Source organism: Enterococcus sp. LJL98, from assembly GCF_054871745.1.
This window is the reverse complement of record NZ_JBTXLU010000012.1, coordinates 26033-48743: the sequence shown is the minus strand read 5'-3', so window position 1 is coordinate 48743 and position 22711 is coordinate 26033. Positions and strand designations below refer to the sequence as shown.

The 22711-nt window shown below is 39.5% G+C and carries 19 protein-coding genes; 6 read left to right on the top strand and 13 right to left on the bottom strand.

Features of this window, described 5'->3' with window-relative positions:
- Positions 1-26: 26 nt before the first annotated feature.
- The 3 genes from ACYSNO_RS10100 to ACYSNO_RS10090 all read right to left on the bottom strand — a co-directional run bounded on the left by ACYSNO_RS10100 (position 27) and on the right by ACYSNO_RS10090 (position 4294).
- Positions 27-1910: a hypothetical protein gene (locus ACYSNO_RS10100; protein ID WP_461730962.1), complete on the bottom strand. Its 1884-nt coding sequence runs from the start codon at positions 1908-1910 to the stop codon at positions 27-29.
- A 236-nt stretch (positions 1911-2146) separates the two neighbouring features.
- Positions 2147-3217, bottom strand: coding sequence for an FUSC family protein (locus tag ACYSNO_RS10095; protein WP_461730961.1), 1071 nt, complete (start codon positions 3215-3217; stop codon positions 2147-2149).
- Positions 3218-3445: 228 nt separating this feature from the next.
- Positions 3446-4294 (bottom strand): aldo/keto reductase, encoded by an 849-nt coding sequence (locus ACYSNO_RS10090; RefSeq protein WP_461730960.1) that lies wholly within the window; start codon positions 4292-4294, stop codon positions 3446-3448.
- A gap of 239 nt (positions 4295-4533) precedes the next feature.
- Between ACYSNO_RS10090 and ACYSNO_RS10085 the strand changes: the two genes are divergently transcribed.
- From ACYSNO_RS10085 to ACYSNO_RS10070, 4 genes are read left to right on the top strand one after another with little or no spacing between them, the layout of a single operon-like run.
- Positions 4534-5250, top strand: coding sequence for an amino acid ABC transporter permease (locus ACYSNO_RS10085; protein WP_461730959.1), 717 nt, complete (start codon positions 4534-4536; stop codon positions 5248-5250).
- Positions 5243-5977, top strand: a complete 735-nt coding sequence (locus ACYSNO_RS10080) for an amino acid ABC transporter ATP-binding protein (RefSeq protein ID WP_461730958.1) — start codon at positions 5243-5245, stop codon at positions 5975-5977. Before ACYSNO_RS10085 ends, ACYSNO_RS10080 begins: the two co-directional genes overlap by 8 nt.
- A 30-nt stretch (positions 5978-6007) precedes the next feature.
- On the top strand, positions 6008-6892 hold the full coding sequence (locus ACYSNO_RS10075) for a transporter substrate-binding domain-containing protein (protein WP_461730957.1): 885 nt from the start codon (positions 6008-6010) through the stop codon (positions 6890-6892).
- A gap of 21 nt (positions 6893-6913) precedes the next feature.
- A complete protein-coding gene (locus tag ACYSNO_RS10070; RefSeq protein WP_461730956.1) occupies positions 6914-8104 on the top strand; it encodes a M20 family metallopeptidase in 1191 nt (396 codons plus the stop codon).
- A 63-nt stretch (positions 8105-8167) separates the two neighbouring features.
- Here ACYSNO_RS10070 and ACYSNO_RS10065 read toward each other — a convergent pair whose 3' ends face one another.
- From ACYSNO_RS10065 to ACYSNO_RS10020, 10 genes are all read right to left on the bottom strand, one after another.
- Complete coding sequence (locus ACYSNO_RS10065) at positions 8168-9766, bottom strand: ABC transporter (RefSeq protein WP_461730955.1); 1599 nt, start codon at positions 9764-9766, stop codon at positions 8168-8170.
- Entirely contained in the window at positions 9759-10517 is a 759-nt protein-coding gene (locus tag ACYSNO_RS10060) for an ABC transporter ATP-binding protein (protein WP_461730954.1), read from the bottom strand. Before ACYSNO_RS10060 ends, ACYSNO_RS10065 begins: the two co-directional genes overlap by 8 nt.
- A 137-nt stretch (positions 10518-10654) precedes the next feature.
- Positions 10655-11878: an amidohydrolase family protein gene (locus tag ACYSNO_RS10055; protein ID WP_461730953.1), complete on the bottom strand. Its 1224-nt coding sequence runs from the start codon at positions 11876-11878 to the stop codon at positions 10655-10657.
- A 19-nt stretch (positions 11879-11897) separates the two neighbouring features.
- A complete protein-coding gene (locus ACYSNO_RS10050) occupies positions 11898-13247 on the bottom strand; it encodes a citrate transporter (protein WP_461730952.1) in 1350 nt (449 codons plus the stop codon).
- A 109-nt stretch (positions 13248-13356) separates the two neighbouring features.
- Positions 13357-14586, bottom strand: coding sequence for a dicarboxylate/amino acid:cation symporter (locus ACYSNO_RS10045; RefSeq protein WP_461730951.1), 1230 nt, complete (start codon positions 14584-14586; stop codon positions 13357-13359).
- A 682-nt stretch (positions 14587-15268) separates the two neighbouring features.
- The gene (gene trmB / locus ACYSNO_RS10040; protein ID WP_461730950.1) at positions 15269-15922 is read right to left on the bottom strand and encodes a tRNA (guanosine(46)-N7)-methyltransferase TrmB; all 654 of its coding nucleotides are present in this window, start codon (positions 15920-15922) and stop codon (positions 15269-15271) included.
- A 67-nt stretch (positions 15923-15989) separates the two neighbouring features.
- Positions 15990-16766, bottom strand: coding sequence for a phosphotransferase family protein (locus ACYSNO_RS10035; protein ID WP_461730949.1), 777 nt, complete (start codon positions 16764-16766; stop codon positions 15990-15992).
- 96 nt (positions 16767-16862) lie between these two features.
- Positions 16863-18071, bottom strand: coding sequence for an ABC transporter permease (locus ACYSNO_RS10030; RefSeq protein WP_461730948.1), 1209 nt, complete (start codon positions 18069-18071; stop codon positions 16863-16865).
- A 2-nt stretch (positions 18072-18073) separates the two neighbouring features.
- Entirely contained in the window at positions 18074-18802 is a 729-nt protein-coding gene (locus ACYSNO_RS10025; protein WP_461730947.1) for an ABC transporter ATP-binding protein, read from the bottom strand.
- A gap of 275 nt (positions 18803-19077) precedes the next feature.
- Positions 19078-19368 (bottom strand): hypothetical protein, encoded by a 291-nt coding sequence (locus ACYSNO_RS10020; RefSeq protein WP_461730946.1) that lies wholly within the window; start codon positions 19366-19368, stop codon positions 19078-19080.
- A gap of 482 nt (positions 19369-19850) precedes the next feature.
- Here ACYSNO_RS10020 and ACYSNO_RS10015 point away from each other — a divergent pair, with 482 nt between their 5' ends.
- Complete coding sequence (locus ACYSNO_RS10015) at positions 19851-21023, top strand: IS256 family transposase (RefSeq protein WP_461730945.1); 1173 nt, start codon at positions 19851-19853, stop codon at positions 21021-21023.
- A gap of 1135 nt (positions 21024-22158) precedes the next feature.
- On the top strand, positions 22159-22644 hold the full coding sequence (locus tag ACYSNO_RS10010) for a hypothetical protein (RefSeq protein ID WP_461730944.1): 486 nt from the start codon (positions 22159-22161) through the stop codon (positions 22642-22644).
- Positions 22645-22711: the final 67 nt, after the last annotated feature.

Sequence of the window (22711 nt, the reverse complement as noted above, 5' to 3'; positions counted from 1 at the left end):
ATTGTCGTTTTCGTTAAAAGGGCTTCTTAATCGTCTGACTCTTTTTCATTTACATAGATTCCTTCGATATCAAACCAATACGTTTTTTCTTGTTTTTTAGGATCTAGTCGTACTTCAATGCCGTTGAAAACAAAGATTCCATCAAAGTAATCACTCGAAAATGGAAAGGCCAGGTCGTCTAATTGGACCGCTTCCGTTTGTTCAGATAATGGTTGTAGCGGATGTTCTGCCAATAACTGTTCCAAGTAAGGAGCCAAACTTTCCGATACGATTTCTTGCTCATTCAAAGTAATTTTTATCTGCGGTACTTGGTTTTCTTCTTGATTTTCTAACCAGGAAATCACATAATCGCCTTCATGACCGGTAAAAGATGCGACTTGCCCTTTTTGTTTTTCTTCATAACGCAAGGTCAAACGCCAAGTATACGGTTGAATATTCAAGGCTTGCTCGGAACGTCTTAAATCCATGCTCTGCGTCTCGTCTTTCACCGGTGGCTGGCTGTCTTGCCTTGGACGAATTGGAGCAAAGCCCATGACTTGCTCAAAGCTTTGACTGTCATAAGCCGAAATCGTTAACCAAGTGGGTACTTTTTCGGCTTCTTGTCGGGCTAAAAATTGTGCCGAGAGTGTGATTTTTTCTCTTAACGGACGGTCGAGTGTTTCACTTCCTGGAATAATTTTATTTGACTCCCACATGTTGGCTTCAATTAATAAGTTCTCTAAGCGCTGCGTTTGCAGGCGAATAGGTAGGCTTTGATAGCCCACAAGTGGTAAAACAGTAAACAGCATGGCAGCCATTAGCAACAGGAAAATTTTAGGATAACCTTGGTCTTTTTGCCAAAGTAACAAAATCACTGCCAGCAAAGCCACCACCCAAACAAGCACAAAATAATATTCGGTCGTCTGCATGCCGTATACTCGAAGTTGGGTTACCAGAGCCCAGCCTTCAAACACCAAAATTAACAAGGTCGCCCATGGATATACCTGACAATAAAAACGGGCAAGTTTGTTGTCGGCCTCTTGCACCATTAAGTGCAACCAAATACCGATGACAACATAACTCGTTGAAATACTTGAAAGTGTTAAGAAATTATCGCCAACACCTTGGAATAAAATTTTTATCGCCCAAAGCAGTAAAACAACGGTTAATGCTAGCGTAATTGGAACGAACAAATAAGAAAATAAGAAGTGCGTAAATTTCGATTGGCTTTCCGCTTCTTGTCTTTTGGCATCCTTTTCATCTTTTGTAAAGTCAGGAAGATACCCTAGAAAGAGTAAAAAAGTAAGCCAGCCAACCATGGCGCCTAAATATTGATATACTTTAAAGCTCATCGCTGGGTAGAGTAACCCTTGAATGGCTCCTGCGACTGCTGACGTTCCAGCAAACAAAACCAAGCCATAGATTCCTGTCACGACAAGACCTTTTTGGATCATAAAAACAGCACGTGCCATCTTCGGTTGTTTTTTAGGTCGAGCGGCAACCAAGAGAAAAGCGATAAAAAGAATGCCATACAAAATACCCATCCGTGCATTGGTCAAAGCACTCAAATACGGATACGTTCGATAACTATCTGGACTCGGTTGGACTTTGCCAAAGAAATACAAACTAGAAAAGGTGAGAAAAAAAAGAACTGGGGTCAACCATTGCGCGCCTCCGATTAATTTTTCCGATTTTCCCGCTCCACGAAGATAGGTAACTAAGAGCAAGCCAAATAAGGCGCACAGACCTAAAGACCAATGAATACTGTTAAATAGCAATTGATATTTTTCTGCCTGCATCCCATCAACTTGAATGCGAACCATCGTCGTCAGCATGAAAAGAAAGGCACTGATACTAGCTGAAGGAAATGTCGCAACGGCTTGAAAAGCTCCTTTGAACACTGTCTGAATGGATTGCTTTAAATCATCCATTTTAAAAACCTCCCTTTCAATCTTATTTTACACTCTCTTTTATTATAACATACCCCTCTGGCAAGAGGCTTGAGAACGAACGACGCATGCTTCGTTTATTCGATCTTTCTTGATTCTTTTGTCTCCCATTTTTTTCAAAATGCCAAAGAAAAAAACAAGACTCGTGGTTTTTATCACGGTTCTTGCTTCCTTGTTTCGATTCAGATGGATGCCTCGTAGCCTGTCGTTTTTTTTCACTAGTCGATTTCTTTTGAAAAACGTATTTTTAATGGTTGAATTACTTGAAAAAGCAAACGCAGACTCAAGAGATATCCTAAGGCGAATACCACTCCAAGGAGATTGGCGAACATACGCAACCCAACAGCAACTTCGACAGCATAAAATTGGCGGGCTAAATACAAGGCACCGAAACAATTAATGATTGTCTGGTTGCGATAAGTCGTAACCAGTCCCAGTGCAAAACCACCCAAGGGCCCAATTAAAAAGAATCCTTTTTCCGGTAACACGAGTAGCAAAAGAAAGAATCCCAACGAACCCAGGATGGCTCCCAAGACACGATCCTTTGAGCGACTTCGGAGTTGATTGCGTTGCCCGGCTAACAAGGACGAACAAGCAAATCCTGCCCACATCGAACGTTCCATTGGATAATACGCCATCAATAAGAAAAAAAGACTAATTCCTAAAGCCAAACAAAACAAAAAAAGATTGTTTTCCGTCCAAAATCGCTCGCTAAAAACACGTTGATGAAAATGCAAGTTCCGATGTTTATGACGGTGTTTGCGGAAATAAATAAGACCGAAAAAGACATATGTTCCAAACATTAACAGGCTTCGGTTGGCAAAAAATTCTTTGCCCGGCAAGGTTCCCACTAAAAAAATATAACAAAATCCATACAAACTAGGATTCCCCAACTGTCGATCATAACTGGTCAACAAAAAAATTATAAATAAGGCACTTAGATGACACAAAAATTGCAGGATTGGTGGCAGTTCTGCAGCCACTTGAGGGGCAAACAAAAGCAATAAAAACACGACCGCCAAACCAAGTAAGCTTTGCTCTACACGATAACCAAAATCAACCACGCGCAAGCTCAGCAACATACATAATAACACGACGGCAAGCGTGCTTTGTTCCTGTCCAAAAAGTGTGGTCATCAATAAGATGTAGGCAATGGAAAAAGCCACCATCAAAAAAGAACGAATCACGATCGCTGTTTGATAAAAACGTTTTTCAGTTTGGTTTTTCCCTTCTTTTATTTTCTGTTTTAGCATCAAGGGTGGCAACTGTAATGCTTGATAAAAATCCATTTTTCTCCTCCTCGTTCAAAAGATACATGGAGCAGTATACGCTGAAACGAGGATTCTTTCAAATAAATCTCCTTCTTTTTTTCACTTGCCTTCTTCCGTCGAAACGTTAAAATGAATAAAAATAGTGCCTTCCAAAAGTTCGATTTTTCGGTCGAACTTTTGGAAAAGCACTACACTTCACAGGAATGCGAAAGAAATGGCTTGTTTGGGCGAACGAATGACTCTTTTTTAATAGTCCTTCTCATCTGGATTTCCAGCACTTCCTGCGCGCCCTTCTAATTGGTCGATGGTTTTCATATCTGCCTCAGTGATTTCAAAATCAAAAAGCATGGTATTTTCAATGATTCGTTCTTCTGTGACCGATTTTGGTAAAGGCAAAAACCCTTTTTGTATACTCCAACGTAAAACCAATTGTGCAATGGTTTTTTGATACTTGTCTGCCAATTCTTGAAGTTCCTCAATTTCGAAAATTTGACCTGTTCCTAATGGACTATAGGCTTGACTTAAAATCTGATGTTTTTCATTATAGGCAACCAGTTCTTTTTGTTGATCACTCGGGTTTAAGTAGATTTGATTTACGACTGGCTTGATTTTAGCACTTTCTAATAATGGCGCTAAATGGTGCGGATGAAAATTCGAAACACCGATTGCTTTGATTTTTCCCGCTTCGACCGCTTCTTCCATCGCACGCCAAGACGCTTCATTCATCGCTTGCCAATTCTCACGATACGCTTTAGGATTCGGCCAATGAATTAAATACAAATCGATAAAATCTAACCCTAGACGTTCGAGTGACTCATCAATCGCTTGGCGCGCCGCTTCATACGTTCGTTGGTCATTCCATAGTTTGGTTGTAATGAAAAGTTCTTCGCGTGCCAGGCCACTCTTTTTAATTGCTCGTCCGACTGATGCTTCATTTCCATAGACTGCTGCCGTATCAATCAGCCGATAACCTGCTTTTAAAGCCGCTAAAACCGCTTCTTCTGCCACTTCTCCATCAGGTGTTTGCCAAGTTCCGAAACCAACGATTGGAATTTCCATGCCATTGTTTAATTGATAACTTGTAGTAAGTGTCATTTTTTCTCCTCCTAAATTTCTTTCTTCTACTAAGAGTACCTTATCTTTTCCCCCTTGTCATCTTTCTCGCATATTCATTTTTTGTATAAAATATAATATTTTTAACTTAAAATTGAATAAAAATACAAAAAAAGCTTGCTTTATTTTCTAAATAGGATTATTATACATATTATACAAATTTAACCCCTGAAATATTCATATATACAGACTTTGATGAATATTTACGAAAGGAGCCTTTTATGAATCTTTATTTATTCGCAGCAATCGCACTTGATTTTGGCAAACTGGTCAAATGGATTCCCACCTTCATTGACGGAACAATCGTAACGATCGTCCTCTCTTTAATGACTGTTTTCCTAGGTTCAATCATTGGTTTGCTTGCAACTTTACTTCAACAATCACCGAAAAAAATCTTACAAGCCATTGCAGCAGCTTATACACAAATTATTCGAGGAACCCCTTTACTCGTTCAACTATACATTTGGTTGTATGGTTTGCCTTTAATCGGGCTCACCGTTCCAGCTCTCCCCTTCTTGGGAGAAACATATGGTTCGCGTGAATTTCTCACTGCCGTCGTTGCTTTATCAATTAACTCCGGCGCCTATATTTGCGAATTACTACGCGGCGGCTTAGAGGCCATTGATAAAGGCCAGATGGAAGCGGGACGTTCACTTGGGCTTAGTCGAAAACAAACGATGCACGCAGTCATTATTCCACAAGCAATCCGAGTCATTTTACCTGGTCTTGGTAATGAGTTTATTGCAATGATTAAGGAATCTTCGATTGTTTCAGTCGTTGGGATTTTCGATGTGATGTATACAAGCAACATTATTAAAGCTTCCACCTATTCCATTTTCGAACCTTTAATTGTTGTCGCAATCATCTACTTCTTCCTAACATTCACATTAACTGCTTTAATGAAACAACTAGAAAAGAGGTTAAGCATTTATGATTAAAACAAGCAAGCTTCAAAAAAGTTATGGCAATTTAAAAGTTTTAAAAGGCATTACAACCGAAATTAAAAAAGGAGAAATCGTTGCAATCATCGGGCCTTCTGGCTCAGGAAAATCGACCTTCTTACGTTGTTTGAACTTAATGGAACAACCAACCGGTGGCGATGTTTTCTTTAAAGACCAATCCTTAACCGAAAAAGATTTAAAAGAAACAGAAATTGATCAAATTCGTCAACATATTGGGATGGTTTTTCAACACTTTAACCTCTTTCCGAATATGACTGTCTTAGAAAATATTATTCTTGCACCAATGAAATTAAAAAACTTATCCAAAGCTGAAGCCACAAAAATTGCAGAAGAACTCTTACAAAAAGTTGGCCTCTTGGATAAAAAAGACACGTATCCAAATAAACTTTCTGGTGGACAAAAACAACGGGTTGCTATTGCTCGAGCTTTGGCGATGGAACCTGAAGTCATGCTTTTTGATGAACCGACTTCTGCATTAGACCCGGAAATGGTAAAAGAAGTCTTGCTAGTAATTCAAGCCTTAGCAAAAGGACATTTAACGACGGTCATTGTTACCCATGAAATGAATTTCGCGAAAAAAGTCGCTTCGCGTGTACTCTTTATCGATCAAGGGGTCATCGTTGAAGAAGGAACACCGACTGAAATTTTTGAACATCCAAAAGAAGAACGAACCAAAGCCTTTCTCGATCAAATTACTTTTTAGACAAAAACCACTTACTTAGGAGGAAAACAAATGAAACAAAAAAATAAAATCAAATTAGCCATGGTTGGCTTCTTATCACTGATCTTACTTGCTGCTTGCGGAAGCGGTGAAAACAATGAAAAAACAGATAGTAGCGCAGCGGTTGGAACCGATCAATTAAGCAAAATCAAAGCAGCTGGTAAACTCGTGATGGCGACTTCGCCAGACTTTCCACCCGCAGAGTTTTATATTTTAAAAGATGGTAAAAAAGAAATTGTTGGTAGCGACATCGCCTTAATTCAAGCAATCGCGGATGAAATTGGTGTCGAACTTGAAATTAAGCCAACCGATTTTAATGGTGTTTTAGCAAACATCCAAACAGGAAGCGTCGATTTAGGGATCGCAGCTTTTGTAGGGACGGATGAAAGAGGACAAGTCATGGAGTTTTCTGATGGCTATCAACAAGAGGCCGCTGATGGCTTCCAAGGTGTCTTAATGACCAAAGAAAATGCCGAAAAATATCAAAACTTAGAGGAATTAAAAGCAGCAAAAGTAGCCGTTGGTGCGCAAGGCGGATCTATCCAGTATGAACTTGCGACAACCATCACGGATGAAAAGAAAATTAAGCAATTTGGCACAATGGATGCAGCCATTCTCGCTTTAAACTCCGGTGACGTCGAAGTTATTACAGTGTCAACCTCACACGTGATTCCAATGTTAGCAACCTTCCCTGATTTAACGATTTTGCCACAAGAAACCTTTGACTTAGATGTCGATAAGAAATACGCGACAAACGTGATTGGCTTTCCAAAGAGCAATGACAACGCAAGCTTAATCGAAGTGGCAAACAAAGTCATTCAAGAAAACTTAGAAAATGGCAACTTAGAAAAATGGCGGAAAGAATATACCGAACTTGCAGTTGAAGCCGTCGAATAAAAAATAAAGGAGCAATTGAACATGACAACATCTACTCAAACGATCAAAGAAACAATTTTAGCATCCATTGAAAATAAAATTGACGATTACATGGCGCTGGTCCAAACAATGTACGACAATCCAGAAATTGGCAATGAAGAGTTCGAAACGATGGCCTTGCTCGTAAACTATTTAGACCAGGCGGGGTTTCAGACCACTTCTGGTTATATCGTTCCAACTGGTTTTCTTGGTGAATACGATACAGGCAAACCAGGTCCCACGATTGCAGTCATGTGTGAGTTTGATGCCCTACCAGAAGTCGGACATGGTTGCGGCCATAACCTGATTGCCGGAATTGGCGTAGCGACAGGCGAAGCCATTAAAGGCATCATCGATTCCTTTGGCGGTAAACTACTAGTCGTAGGTACACCTGCAGAAGAAAATTTTGGCGGCAAGGTCAGTATGTCCGAAGCTGGCGTCTTTGATGAGGTTGATGTCGCTTTAATGGTTCATCCAGGCAGCCATAATGGCGTCGGCGGTCGCTCGTCTGCTTTAAATCCGATTAAATTTGAATTTTTTGGAACGAACGCCCATGCTTGCAAACCTCAATCGGGGGCTTCCGCTCTAGATGCGGCTGTCATGAGTTACTTGCAAATTAACTTAATTCGTCAATTCGCCAACCCGCATACCTATATTCATGGTGTGATAAAAGACGGTGGCGAAGCAGCAAACGTTATTCCAGCGTATGCATCACTTGAGTACTACTTCCGGGCACCGACAATGGCCTATGCCAAAGCGATGACAGATAAAGCGATTCAAGCGGTTGATGGCATTTGTGCTGCCAATGGCGTAACCTATCAAACGTCAACCTACGAATGTCCCTATGAAGACACGGTCATTAACTACTTATTGGCTGACGTCTTGACCGAAAAATATGAAGAATTAGGATTAACGGACATTCACCCCGTAGATGAAGTCGCAACAGGTTCAACTGATGTCGGCGCGGTCAGTTATCGCTGCCCAACCATCCAAGGTTTCATCAAAATTTGCGGAGAAGAAGTCAATGCTCATACCGTTGAAATGGCCAATGCTACCATTTCACCTGATGGAAAAAAAGGATTGATTAAAGCCGCTCAAGGGTTATCATTAACAATTCTTGAATTGCTTGAAAATCCAGACAAATTAGCTGCAATCAAACAGGAATTTGATGAAACCATCGCAAGCCTTAAATAAATAAATAAACAAAAACGCTGGCCAATCGAGGGAGGATTGACCAGCGTTTTTGTCGTCTGATAACTATTTTTCTAATTGCTCCCAAAAGCGAACCTGGTAAAAATAGAGGATGCCTCCAGAAAGTAAGAGAATGCCTCCAAGTACTAGCGGAGTCAAGGGAGCAAAGGGCAAAACGGCGGTCGCAAAAGCATAACCACCAATGATGGCAAAGCCGACGAACATCCCTACGAAAATCAATAGGCCCATTAAAAGGTTGCCGCCCCCTCTTTGAAAGAGCTGTGTCACACTTGTCCAATTGGTCAACAACAGACGATAGTCACGCGCAAAATAAAACAAACTTAAGAGATAACTACCCAGTAAGCCACCAAGCAAGGCTGCCAGCAACAGTATCCAAGAGATTTTCAAATACAAGCCTGCCCCCAATAAAATGACACTTGTTAACAGCGCTTGAATCCCAAACCCTATCAGGAATTTTTGTTTTAAATAAGTTTTTTTTGATAAAGGGAGGGTTTGAATAAAGTCATAATTTTCTCGATCCAGTGAAATGAGGTTGGCAACAAAAGACGTTTGGTTACAAGACATATAGGCCACAAAGAGCCCAACGACAAAAACAACGCCGATAAAGTGTAACGAAAGACTATCCGCCAGCAAGCGTGTCATGACGCCGCCAGCAGACACCAACATGACGACGGGTAAGACCAATGAACTTGATAATACTTGCATGGCAATGTTGGGTTCTTTTATTAGTTGCAAGTTGTAAGAACGCAAGAGTTGCTTCGTCGTTTGATGTTCCTTACGTTTGCGTTTTTGAAAGGTTTCTGTCGCAGAAATCTCGATTAACTGTTCATATAGACGTGGTAAGAAAAAGACTTTTAGCAAGACAGCCAGTAGGGAAAAAACACCGATTAAAAGCACCCAACCTAGCAATCCTTGCCCACGAAAGGTTTGACTTAGCGCCCAATGGATTGGCGAAAAAGGAAGAATTTCTCCACGGTCGCTTATCAGGGCATTCCCCCCTTCAGCGGTCGTCTCTGATAATTGCATCATTAAAATACCGACAACTGCCAAAATCGTCGTTAAAAACATTAAGCCTGTCGTCATCAATTTTTTATGTTTTCGAAAAATTTTTGTCCGCGTTAACCCGAGAACAATCAATGCACAGAAAGCTAACAAAATCCCAACAAACAACACAAAAACAAGGACACCAAAAATGACAGCCACCAGGAGTAATTGCCCTGCTTGCCAAGCGGTTAAGCTAAACAATACGAGTAAAGGTAAAAGATACGGAATAACGGTCAAGGTCACGACTAAAATTTTTGATAAGAAAATTTCCGACTGACGAATGGGTAAAGGTAAATAGGCCGCTAAATCTTTGCTTTCGAAAAAGATATTATAAATGACTGAAATGCCTTGAGAAACCGTCAATAAGCCAAAGAGGCCAACATATAAGGTGAAATACCCTGGAAGTTGTGAAAAATCAAGGTTAAAAAGCATGCCACCATATAAGACAGTAAACAAAAGCCCCACAAAGACATATTGAAACATTAAGCTCCGTGTCAATTTTTTTCCTGATTTCCCTTTATTTCTAGCTTGATCGGTCGCTTGAGGGTTCGTATAAAGTAAAGACGTTCGCATTAAAGCCAACAACCTTTGTTTATTCATTGCCTTCACCGCCTACTTGAATATCGACTTCACTTTTCCTACCAGCCATTTGTAAATAAATTGCTTCTAAAGACTCTCCTGGGGATTGAGCCAATAAATCATCCGTATTGCCTTGATAAATCAATCGCCCTTTTTTTAAAATAGCAAGTTCATCACAAAGTTGTTGCGCAGTATCCAGCACATGGGTCGAAAAAATGACCGTATTGCCACGTGCTGCGTGCGCCTTCATCATTTCCTTTAAATCATACGCGGCTTGCGGGTCTAAGCCAGTCATTGGTTCATCTAGCACCCAAATTGCCGGGTCGGGTAATAAGGCTCCAATCAAAATCGTCTTTTGACGCATCCCATGCGAAAAACTTCCAATCGCTGCTTCTTGGTGGTCCAAGAGATCAAATAAAGTCGCCAACTCGGTTATCCGCGCGGCCTTTTTTTCTTGCGGCATCTCGTAAGCTGCGGCAATTAAATCCCAGTACTCGCTTGCCGACAACTGTAAAAATAAATCCGGTGTGTCGGGGACGTAGCCTATTTTTTGCTTGATTGCTAACCGATTTTGACTTAACTCTTGACCGTCTACCAATATTTTGCCACTAGTTGGCTCGATAACTGAAACGAGACTCTTAATCGTCGTAGACTTTCCTGCACCGTTATGACCAAGAAAACCAAAAATTTCACCCGGTCGAATGGTTAAGTTTAAGTTTTCCAAAGCTTTTTTCTCGCCATATTGCTTACTCACTTGTTGAAATTCGATCATTTTAGCCCATCTCCTCTTTTCAATTTTTCTTCCTCCTTTGATTGTATCGCTCGTAAAAGAAGTTGTCTATCAGACTTTTGATGGGTTTTTGAAAAGAAACAGCACACACAAATATTGTGCGTGCTGACAAGCATGTCTTAACGATTCACTTTGACCTCTTTCGTGGTTTCAACCGTTACACGGCCATCTTTAATGACAAAAAGACGGATAGGAAGATCAATAATCGCATCATGAACCCGTTTCGTATCTAAGACGACTAAATTCGCTTGATTGCCTTCTTTAATCCCATAACCTTCTAGTTTTAGCGCCTTGGCTGGATTTTCGGTAATCATTGGTAATACGGTTGGTAAATCATCGGCGCCTCCTAGATGGGCAACCGGAATCGCCAACATGGCGGTTTGGAAAAGGTCCCCATTGCCGTAAGGTGTAAATGCATTTCGAATATTATTGGTCGCAATACAGACATTCACGCCTCCATCACGTAATTTACGAATTGGCGTTACTGCTCGACGGACATTGTATTCGTCATTGCGCGCACCTAGATGTAAATCGGTTGCCGGCAATGCCATCACATTGATTTGTGCTTGCGCCATCAACTCAATGATTGGTTGGAGTTTTTCATTTGGTAACGCATGTAATGCCGTTAAGTGTCCAACAGAAACCCGCCCTTCATACCCTTCTGCGATCGTCTTTTGACAGAGGTACTCAATACTCATCTGATCGGCTTCATCTGCAAAATCTTGGTGTAGGTCAATTGGTTTGTCATATTTTTTCGCAATTTCAAAAATCAAGTCAATATGATCGTTGGCTGGGGCATCGTTATAAGGGATGCCACCTACAACATCGGCTCCCATATCCATCGCTTGATACATCATTTCTTTGGTTCCTGGCGCTTTAAAAATCCCTTCTTGTGGAAAAGCAACCACTTGAATGTCCACCAAGTCTTTATATTCCTCTTTTAATTGTAAAATAACTTCAAATCCGGTAAAACCTTGCGCAGGATCAAACTCCGCGTGCGTTCGAATCGCAGTCACCCCATTGGGAATAATCATCTCCAGTGCTTTTTTTGCCCGTTCGTAAATGTCTTCTTTGGTAAAGGTTGGCTTGAGTTCTGCCGTCACTTCAATTGCTTCTTTTAGTGTTCCCGATTGATTCGGTTTGCGGCTTGCAATTAGCGCCTTATCCAGATGAATATGACTTTCAACCAATCCAGGGATAACGACTGCTCCTGCAACGTCAATCACCCGTTTGGCTGTTGCCGGGAGATTGGCTGCCAATTGAACGATTTTCCCTTCGTGAATCCCAATATCAGTGAGTGCTTTTTGATCATCAATCCGTGCATTTTGAATTAATAAATCCATTTTTTCTTCTTCCTCCTTCTTATCCTAACACGAGTGAAATAACTAATAACACGACGGCAGCGAGACTAATCCACTTGACGTTGCCTTTTACAACATCTAGAATCGGTAAATCAAAGCCAGAAGACAAGGCTTGCATCGTAATGTTGACAAAACTCATCTGACTGCCTAGTCCGACCCCCATTGTGACAAATCCAAGTGCTAGAGGACTAAAGCCTAATGAAATCGCCACTGGTAGCACTAAGGTTAAGACGGAGCCAACATAGGCGCCAGCAGGAACGCCGATTAGGACACCGGTTAAAACAGCGACTGGAACGACGACTGCCCCAGGAGCCTCCTTGGCAACTCCCGCAATCACGGCAAAGGTGCCTGTTTGGGCGATGACATTAATAAAAGCTAGAAAAATGCCGACTTGGAACAAACGGGTCAAGATATAGGTCGAACCATCAATCATCGCTTCGACTGTTTCATTTAAATTAAATTTCGTACACAAATAAATCAAAGCTAACGTGACAACCATGTAAACCAAGGGCGTAAAAATTGCCAGACCGACCATTTGATTGACTAGCGGACCAAAAATGACAGCAAACAATAAGAAAATTGCGGGAAAGGTCACTTTAAAGAGTTGACCATTTGTCATTGCGGTAAATTCATCATTGGCATCTTCTTTAAAGCCTACTTCTCGACGTTTTGTCCCCCAATAAGCTAAAATAAGAGCCAGTACGACAAAGAGCAACCAGTAAGGACGCATGGTTACGACGTAAGTACTTACATCGAATCCGCCTAATTGTGAAACGATACTGGACTCTAGTGACGCAGGTGATGTCGTAAATGAAACCGCAGCAGCAAGAGACATGGCTGCAATTAACTCTGGAACGACACCTACAGCTGCAAAGGCTAGCGGAGCAATGACCATCGCGCTCCCACCACCGATGCCCGACATGTAGGTGGCTGCCGCGAGCAAGAGAACAATAAAGACGGCAACCAGTTCGACTTTCCCTTTGGTACCGCGCTTAGCTAAGGTCAGTGCGGCAGAATACCCACCAGACTTAAAGACGGCCATGGCGATGGCTGAATTAATAATCGGTACGGTAATACCCAGCATCGTTGGAATGGCTTCCAATAGTTGTGCATTGGCTTCAGCTAAACCAATACCGCCAATCAGCATGGCTAAAAGACCGCCAACGACTCCAGCAATAATCATATCCACTTTTAAAAACAACAAGACCAGTACGACAACGAGTGGCACGATCGTCAGCACACCGAACCAACCACCGGGGGCAACAATTTCATCCATTTCTGCTGCAAAAACAGTCACAGGTGAAAGCACCCCGACCAGACACAGCAAAAACCATTTCTTGTAACGATTCATTGCGATTCACTCCTTCGAGAAATTGACACCGGGACAACTTCTCCTTTTTTTTATCAAACCATTTCACTGTTCCTTTTCAAAGCCAGTACCTGCTTTTGAGTCTTTCCATCTACACTTGTTCATTCGCTTTTTGATTAAAAACGGTATCGTCAATTTCATTAACCGTCCGTGCAATTAAGATGGCTGAATAGACATCTGAATTCACATTTAAGAAGGTACGCAACATGCCGACGAACCACTCGACACCTGCAAAAATAGCAATACTTTCAATTGGCAATCCTAGTTGAGGAACGATGATGGCTAAGGAAACTAACCCGGCACCGGGAACGACTGCATTGGCCAGAGAAACGAAAGTTGCAGTGACCGCGACCGTGACCATTTTTGCCATTGAAAAATCCATTTGATACATTTGAGAAATCGTCATCACCGTAATCGCCATATGCATCGCAGAACCATTGCTATTGAGTGACATCCCTAGAGGTAACACTAAATTGGTAATGCGCTCGCTCAAGCCCAGTTTTTCAATTGATTCTTCCATTGCAATCGGCAATGTAATCGCCGATGACGTCGTGGCTAAGGCCATGACGGTCATACTCCGCATGTTTTTCACGATTTGTAAGGGATTTAATTGGCAATAAATTGCTAAGACGAGTAGCCATAAGCCAATAAATAGCAGTGTGGCAATACCATAGATAACTAAATACTTTAATAAGGGCAAAATAATCTGTAAGCCTAAGCTACTAATTGTTGAAGCAATCAATGCAAAAATACCAATTGGTGCGAGGACCATAACATAGCGAATAATATTGATGATGACTTCATTAAAGTCCACGAGCAATTCAAACAATTTGGTTTCTGGTCTTTTTTGCAAGTAGCGATTTAAGCCGACACCGAAAAAAAGTGAAAATACAATAATTTGAATAATCGAACCTTGGGACAAGGCCGTAAAAATATTTGTAGGTAAAAAATTTAAAAAAGTTTCTCCCGCAGAAATTTCTTGTACTTGGATGCCTAAATCTTTGGCCCCAGACAAATCAATTCCTTTTCCCGGTTGGAAAGCAACGGCCATAAAGACCCCCCAAGCGGCAGCTAACAAAGAAGAAATACCAAAGACGGCAATGGTTTTCCCGCCTAATTTTGTTAATTCTTGTGGTTGAATGCCAGCGACTGCCTGAATGATTTGGCCCAAAATCAAGACCGGTATCGCCATTTGCATCAAGCGTAAAAAAGCATCCCCTAATAATTTTAAGCCGGATCCCATGGTTGGGAACAATAACCCAAAAGCAACCCCTAATAAAACTGCGAGGACAATTTGTGTGACCATAGACAGTTTTTTCACAACGAACACACTCCTTTTTTTCTGTATTGTAGTCACCGTCTACTCTTTTTCTAAAAAAGGGACGGGTTGCCTCAATCCAACTGCCCCATTGTCTCCCCTGTCGATTCCTAATTTCCCGAATCATCCGTGCTGTAAAAACATGACGGCACGCAAGCGTCATTTCCCAATGTTACGATTGGCAACGACACCTTTCAAATCAACTTTGCTAGAAAAAGTGTCTGAATGTTATGGAGAACGCTTTCAAACAAACGAACCCTACTCGCTTCATTTTACCGACGATTCGGCAAGCTGTTTTGAAGGGACAACCCTTGCTCGGTCTTCCAATTTTAAAAACAGGCTGGATGACCCGTTCATTCCAAACGACAAAGAAGTGAAAAAATTCGACGACAGTTCTACTTGACCAGACGTCTCCATCCGATGAATGGACTCGCTGATTTCCATCTGGTATTTCTTTTACGACCCTCCTTTTCTCCTTATCTTAGCAAATTTTTTTCTATGACTCCATTTTCACGCCTCATTAAAACAAATTGATTTCCCTGTCTTTTCACAAACTTTCGTCTTTTTCCATCTCTTTCCTATCTAGGACTAGTTCTTGTTGGGTTTCAACTAAAGAAGAGTCACACAAAGAAAGAGAAAGCCAGCGATTTTTCATCGTAGCTTTCTCTTTCTTTCAATTCACGCTTTATTTTTTCGTTTTATCAGGAAATTTTGCTTCCACTCGATAAATCGGTTGGCCTTTGGCTGAGAATTTTTCTTCATACTCGGTCATGATATTGCCTTCAAACTTACTGGCATGTAAATCCAACCAGACTTTTTGCAAAATTAAGCCATACTGCGAAAAACTTGCTAACGAGTATTCAAATAATCCTTGATTATCCGTTTTAAAGTGCAATTCGCCTGCTGGACGTAAGATTTGTTCGTCAACAGCCAGAAATGTTTGATAAGTTAAGCGGCGTTTTTCATGTCTTGTTTTTGGCCATGGATCTGAAAAATTCAAATAAATTTGATCGACCTCGCTCTCAGAAAAGTAGTTGGTTAATTCAGAACCATCGACATGGAGTAACTGCAAGTTCGGTAATGCCTCTGCAATCAGTTTGTCTAAAGCAAAAGAGACAACACTCACTTGCATATCGATTCCAATATAGTTAATCGTAGGATTTGCTTTTGCCATCCCAAAGATAAATTGCCCTTTTCCCATACCGATTTCGATATGAATTGGTTGGTCATTTCCAAAGCGCTCCGCCCAACGTCCCTTCCATTTTTGTGGCTCATCAACTACATATTGTGGGTGTGTCGCGATTAACACTTCTGCTCCTTGACGTTTTCTAACTCTCATTTTCTTATCCTTTCTGATTAAAAAGAAGAGAAGCGACAAGCAGCCTCTCTTCTTACTTCGTTGGTGTTTAAATGTAGATACGTTTTAATTGTAAAATTTCACGATTCATTTGTTGGTACTCACCTTTAAAATAGTATTTCTTGATTTCTTGTAATAGGCTTAATAAGGCGTACCAATAGGTTTTTTCTAGATTTTCACTATTTGGATGAATCCCATAACTAATCAACCACTGACTCCAATTCGACGTTGGTACGTAATGACCTAAAATTGTCCCGATATCAACAAATAAGTCACTAAACATGACCGAATCCCAATCGACCAAATATAAGTAATGATTACAAACTAACCAGTTACGGCAGTTCACATCGCCATGCACGACGGTTTTATCCGCTTTTTGAAAAGCTGGCGTCTGCGCTTCAAGGTACTGATAGACGAGCGTCAAAAACTGATTTTCTTGTAAGGTCTGTGGCAAGTCTGCTTGATACTCTTGCAACATTCTTTGAGGAGTATAGGTTTTTCCACCCATTTTCTCCAACATGTTACTCAAAGAGTATGAATGATGCAAATGATACAAGACATCAATGACGTCATTGCGTTCCCCGATTTCTTCAGAAGCTAGAATCCGTCCATCCAACCACTCTTGCGCCGTTAAGACGTCCCCATTTCCCATCCGTTTGGTCCAAACCAGTTTCGGTGTGATCCCTTCTTTTGAAAGTGCTGCTAGCATTGGAGTCGTATTGCGTTTAATGAAGACTTTTTCTTCTGCATTTAATCCAAGATATGTTTTTCCGGTGTCCCCTTTAATCGGCCGGACTTTCCAACCGCTATCTAATCGCAGATCCATCTTCACGCCTCCTCCTTTATTTCTTCAGACAGTAACTTTCATTTTATCTTTTGGAACAAACTTCGTCAAGCACATGTATGTTCGGGTAGCTGGTTTTTATTTTTTTAGCCGATAAGGCAAATACAACCAAATAAAGCCACTGACTACCAACCAGTAACCGCCTAAGACAAGTAGACTTTGACTAAGTGAAGCCAAAGAAAACAATGTGATGAAAGCAAATAACAAAGACGTTACCAATAATAAAACAAATAAGAGTTGTTGCAAAGCTTTTTGCTTTTGAGAAGGTGAAATGGGATAGAGCTGCACTGTGGTCATATAGCGAAATTGCTCACTTAATGGCAATAGTTGAAAGCCAATTAAATAGATAAAAAGACTCCCCAGCCCTAAAACAAACCAAAAGTCCGTCACAAAAAATAACAGTAGACTACCAAAGAGTGTTAAACGAAAGTAGAGGCCACTATATTCGGTCCCTCGTAAAAAGTGTCGCATAAACAAATACAGATAGGTGTTCCTTTGTTCGAACTTGATTTTTGATAAGAAGCCATCAAAATATTTCCGGCGTTTGATGGTTCCTTGCATCTCAGGCACATCGGTAAATAAATGAATAAACTGATAGACGCGGCGCAAACGTGTTTGTTCTCCTTGAATGAGTTTTTCCCAATCAATCGGTGCCGTCATTTTCAGCCATAGCCATTGGTAAAAGAAAACTACCTGCAGCAAACTAAAGAAAAGAGCCAGATAATAAGATGCAAAAAGACTCGTCGCAAAAATCAAGACACTGATCCCCAACCAGATGAGATAGGCTTGTTTGCGCTGTCTCTCGACTCCCTGAAAGAAAGCCAAGCGTTGAATCAGTAAATGACTAAATTTCAAACTCCAATTCAAAAGGAGAAAGAAAAGTACGCTGGAAAAAGGATAGCCCCCGGTCGCAATCACGATGAATGGCATGGCCATCGCAGTTGTCAGGAGTAACACACCAAAGGGAACGTAACAACTATAGATCAAGGCTTGTTTTAAATAATCTCGCATTTGCTTTTCCTTAGGTAATAAGAAAATACCATCGGGTAATTGCGTTAAACTCGCAAAACGACCAAAGTGGAGCATCAGGAGCATAAACAACAGCACGATAATTTTTCCGATAGGGTAAGGTGAAGGCAAGGTTTTTAATAAGCCAGAATAATAATACCCCAATCCTCCCAGTAAAAACGTCATAGTAAAAGCAAAATGGTCATTAAATACATATTTTAAATAACGCTGCATGCGTCGCTGATGCAAGCGAACGCGTTGTTGAAAGAAGCTTGTCATGCTCACGCCTCCTTCGTTAACGCTAGATAAATTTCATCTAAAGAGGCATGCGGCAAGGCAAACTCAACTTGTAACTCTTGGACCGTGCCTTGTGCGCGAATTTCCCCTTCATGCAAGATGATGAAACGATCGCAATGTTTCTCTGCTGTTGCCAACACGTGGGTAGACATTAGAATCGATACCCCAGTTTGCTTCATCTCGTCGAAAAGTTTTAATAGGGCGTGAATCGCTAGTGGGTCTAAGCCTAAAAAGGGTTCATCAACAATTAATAAACTTGGTTCGGTTAATAGCGCACACAGAATCATGACTTTTTGTTTCATTCCTTTAGAGAAATTCGCTGGAAACCACTCCACTCGATTTTCTAAGCGAAAAATAGCCAGTAACTTCTCTGCCCGTTGAAAGGCGATTTCTTGAGGGATATCATAAGCCATCGCGGTAATTTCAATATGTTCCTTCAAAGTTAATTCCTCATATAAAACCGGGGTTTCAGGGATATAGCCAATTTTTTTACGATAGGCTTCCGGATCATTTTTTAAACTAAGTCCGTCTAAAGTAATGGTCCCTTTTTGAGGTTGCAATAACCCCATAATTTCTTTGATGGTGGTACTTTTTCCAGCACCATTTAAACCAATTAAACCTACTAATTCATGATTCTTAATTTCAAAACTAAGATCTTTTAAGACAGGAACATGGCCGTAACCGCCTGTGACGTGTTTTAAGGATAATGTCATTCATTTCTTTCCTCTCCAAATTAATTACTCTAATTATACCATGGTGAAAATTGAAAACCCATAAAAAAAGAAGGTGTGACAAAAGTCGTTTTTCTCTGAGAAATTGGAAAGAAATTCGAATAAGTGGCTTTTTCAATTGCTCGAATTTCGTGAAGTTTCCAAAAACGCAGCCTTTTGTTGCCCGTTTATCTGCCAAACGTTCGTAAAACAGCAAAGGGGCTGTGACAGATGTCACAGCCCCTTTTATAGTTTATTTTTAATTTAGGCCTTAAGTATTACTCACGTATGCTAATAAAATTTGTACCTATTCCACCGTCGTTCACAATTCTCAACTCATCATAATCACCAATAATGTATACCTTGGAATCTTTACCATCAATTGTTAAATATAATACTCTAGAGGCAGCGTAGTAAGAAATGATACTGACTGGTATTTGTCTATCTTCACTCGCCCCAAAAACATGTGTAGTCCATGTACGATCCCTATGAATCGTAAATATATTATCACTTTGTGGTACTGCCCAAGTTCCTGTTAAATCTTCCATTATCTGATAAGCTTCATGCATTGGATTCTCCGCATATCTGATTTTTACCAGACTAGTATCAAGAATTTTTTTGATATGACTTCCCAACTAATCTCTACACCGAACTGATTTGAAAATTCAAGTTCCCATTTCTGTCAATACGGATTGAATCCACTGAATAATTTGACCAGTTGTTAAATTTAATTCAAATATTTCATTTGTTTCAACCTTTGATTCTTGGGTTTCTACCTCTACTACTCTTTCAATTTTTTGATCGTAATAAGTTGAAGATAAACTCGCACTTTCATCAGTTGATAAGTACGTTGAACTCTTCTTTGTATTTTGTTTGTTTTCTTTGTCCGACTTACCAACAAGATAGAAAAAAGTGCTAAATAGAATAATGGTACTAAAAATAAAAAGAAGTGATAAAGTCCATATAATTGTGTAAAAGAGAAAAGGCCATGTAACGGTCCTTTTACGGTACAATGTTTTTAACCACAAAAACATACCTAGGAGGACTTTACATGACCCAAGTACATTTTATACTGAATAGCGAAGAGCTTCAAAGTATTATTGAATATTCCGTAAAAGATGAGGTATCTAAAAATATTTTAACAACAGTTTTCAATCAATTAATGGAGAATCAGCGAACCGAATACATTCAAGCCGAAGATTATGAACGGTCTGAAAATAGACAAAGTCAGCGAAATGGTTACTACGAGCGGAACTATACAACACGTATTGGCACACTTGAATTAAAAGTACCTAGAACACGTGATGGCAAGTTTTCTCCTACGATATTTGAACGATATCAAAGAAATGAAAAAGCCTTGCTCGCTTCGATGATTGAGATGTATGTCTCCGGCGTTTCTACACGTAGAGTTTCAAAAATTGTAGAAGAACTATGTGGGAAATCGGTGTCTAAGTCCTTTGTTTCCAGTCTAACTGAACAGCTCGATCCTATGGTCAGTGAGTGGCAGAATCGCTTGCTCTCAGAGAAAGATTATCCATACTTAATGACAGACGTTCTTTATATAAAAGTACGGGAAGAGAATCGAGTCCTTTCTAAAAGTTGCCATATCGCTATTGGGATAAATAAAGACGGAGACCGTGAAATCCTCGGATTCATGATTCAAAATGAAGAAAGTGAGGATACTTGGTCCTATTTCTTTGAATACCTTAAAAACAGAGGATTACGAAGAACGGAACTTGTGATTTCCGATGCCCATAAAGGGTTAGTTTCTGCGATCCGTCAGTCGTTCATAAATTCAAGTTGGCAGAGATGTCAAGTTCACTTTTTAAGAAACATCCTTACGAGTATTCCTAAAAAGAATTCAAAACCCTTTAGAGAGGCCATAAAATCGATCTTTAAACTTACAGATATCAACTTAGCGCGGAAAGCTAAGAATCGCCTGGTCAGTGACTATATCGATCAGATAAAATATTCAAAAGCTTGCGAAAACCTGGACAATGGCTTCGAAGATGCTTTTCAATATACTCTATTTGAGAATGCCCACAACCGTTTAAAAAGTACCGACCTTCTTCAACGATTGAACCAAGAAGTGCGCAGAAGAGAAAAAATTATTCGTATCTTTCCAAACTGCGCTTCAGCCAATCGTTTAATCGGAGCAGTCCTTATTGATCAACACGATGAGTGGCTTTCTTCATCAAGAAAGTATATTAAATTTACCAAGTAAAAAATAGTGAGAGCATTGTATAGTATTTTACACAGGATTGTGGACTTGACTTTTTTCCCTCCTGATTATAAATAATTAAATTACAAAATCAACTTGATTTTTTTACAAAAACGCTTACAATACAATTATAACATATATTTATATTAACGCTATATCTTTATATCCGAACTGTAATTTTATACCAAAAAAACAATAATAATAATGAGATGGAAAAATGATGAAAAGGAGAGTTTTGAAATCATGTTTAGTTTGTACTGCTAAAATTGTCTTCCATCCATTTTCCAATCGTTCTTCAGATTGCCTTCGCCTTTATATCGTCAAGCAATTTGACGGAAGAATTAGAAGTCATATCTGATTTCGTTTTCACTACTTTGAAATCGACATAATTTTTTCATAATATTTATCCTCCATTACATAAGCGATAATCGTTTAAAAATTGTATCCTAAGATCAACTTTTGATGATATAAATCAACCGGTTAATTATGTTTTTTTACAATTATTGTCTCACTTAGAACATAGTAAGCACTTAATAATAAATTGAAAGCTTCTTAAAACAGCTTCTGACTATATAGAAATGAAAAACATTTCATCTTTAATGCTAGTTTTAGTCACCTTTTTTATTTTATGTTGCACTATTTCTAGAACTAGAAATTTAAACTAAAAAGTTACCGTAGAAAATTTGCCTATTTATTCAGCAATTTCATTTTTAATTCGATAGACTATTTGTCTGGTTATTACGTGGGTCCTGGCAACATGAGAGATTGATTCCCCCATAGAAATTACCCAACCATAGACGACTCGCTTTTGAAGGTCTTTCGAGGTTGGAGAATAAAGAACAGGTTGGACTTTATAAACACCACGCTCTTTCGCTAGTTTAATTCCTTGTTGCTGCCTTCGATTTGATTCTGCAACCGTGGTCAAAAACTTGAATAACCTCATCGTAATTTCTATTTTTCTCATTGCTCATAAATCTAGAGTGAAAATATGGATAAATTTAAAAAAGGTGAGATAACTAAGTTTTAAAATAAAGAGAAAGGGTATTAAATGATTTTTTTTAAAATTAGTGATATCCTTAAGTTATAATGCAACGTAGATTAAAAACAAAAATAGAGTAATGAAAAGAAGGTTTGTTCAATGAAATTCAAGACTATTTTTTTTACTAGTTCTTTTTCTTTAATTTTATTTTTAGGTACTGGATGTGTGAATTCCAATAAGGTTACTGATATTTTTGAATTAAAAGATACTGGTAAACTAGATATAGTTTTTTCCGCAATAATTAATGATCGAATAGTAGAAATAGAAAATGGTACTAACTTGGATAGTCTTAAAACCTCTACTATTCAAATCAATGCCTCTAATCTAGATTCGAAGCAATCGATTAAAGTTTATTTTGATAAAATTGATGCAGGTTTTCCAATTACAGATGTTAAAAACAAAAATACAAATGCTCTTTATTCCGTCGTTGAAAGTTATGATTCTGAAATGTACCCAGAATTTTTTACTGTAGGATCACATACTATAAAAATTTTTCAATATGACCCAGAACCAGGTACATCTCAAGTTCCTTCAAAAAATAAAATTAATGATATTAGTACGATTACATATCAAATTACTGATTAGTTTTGATTAGCTCTACATGAGTAACCTAAAATTTAACTAATAGGATATATAATTTATATTTTTTATT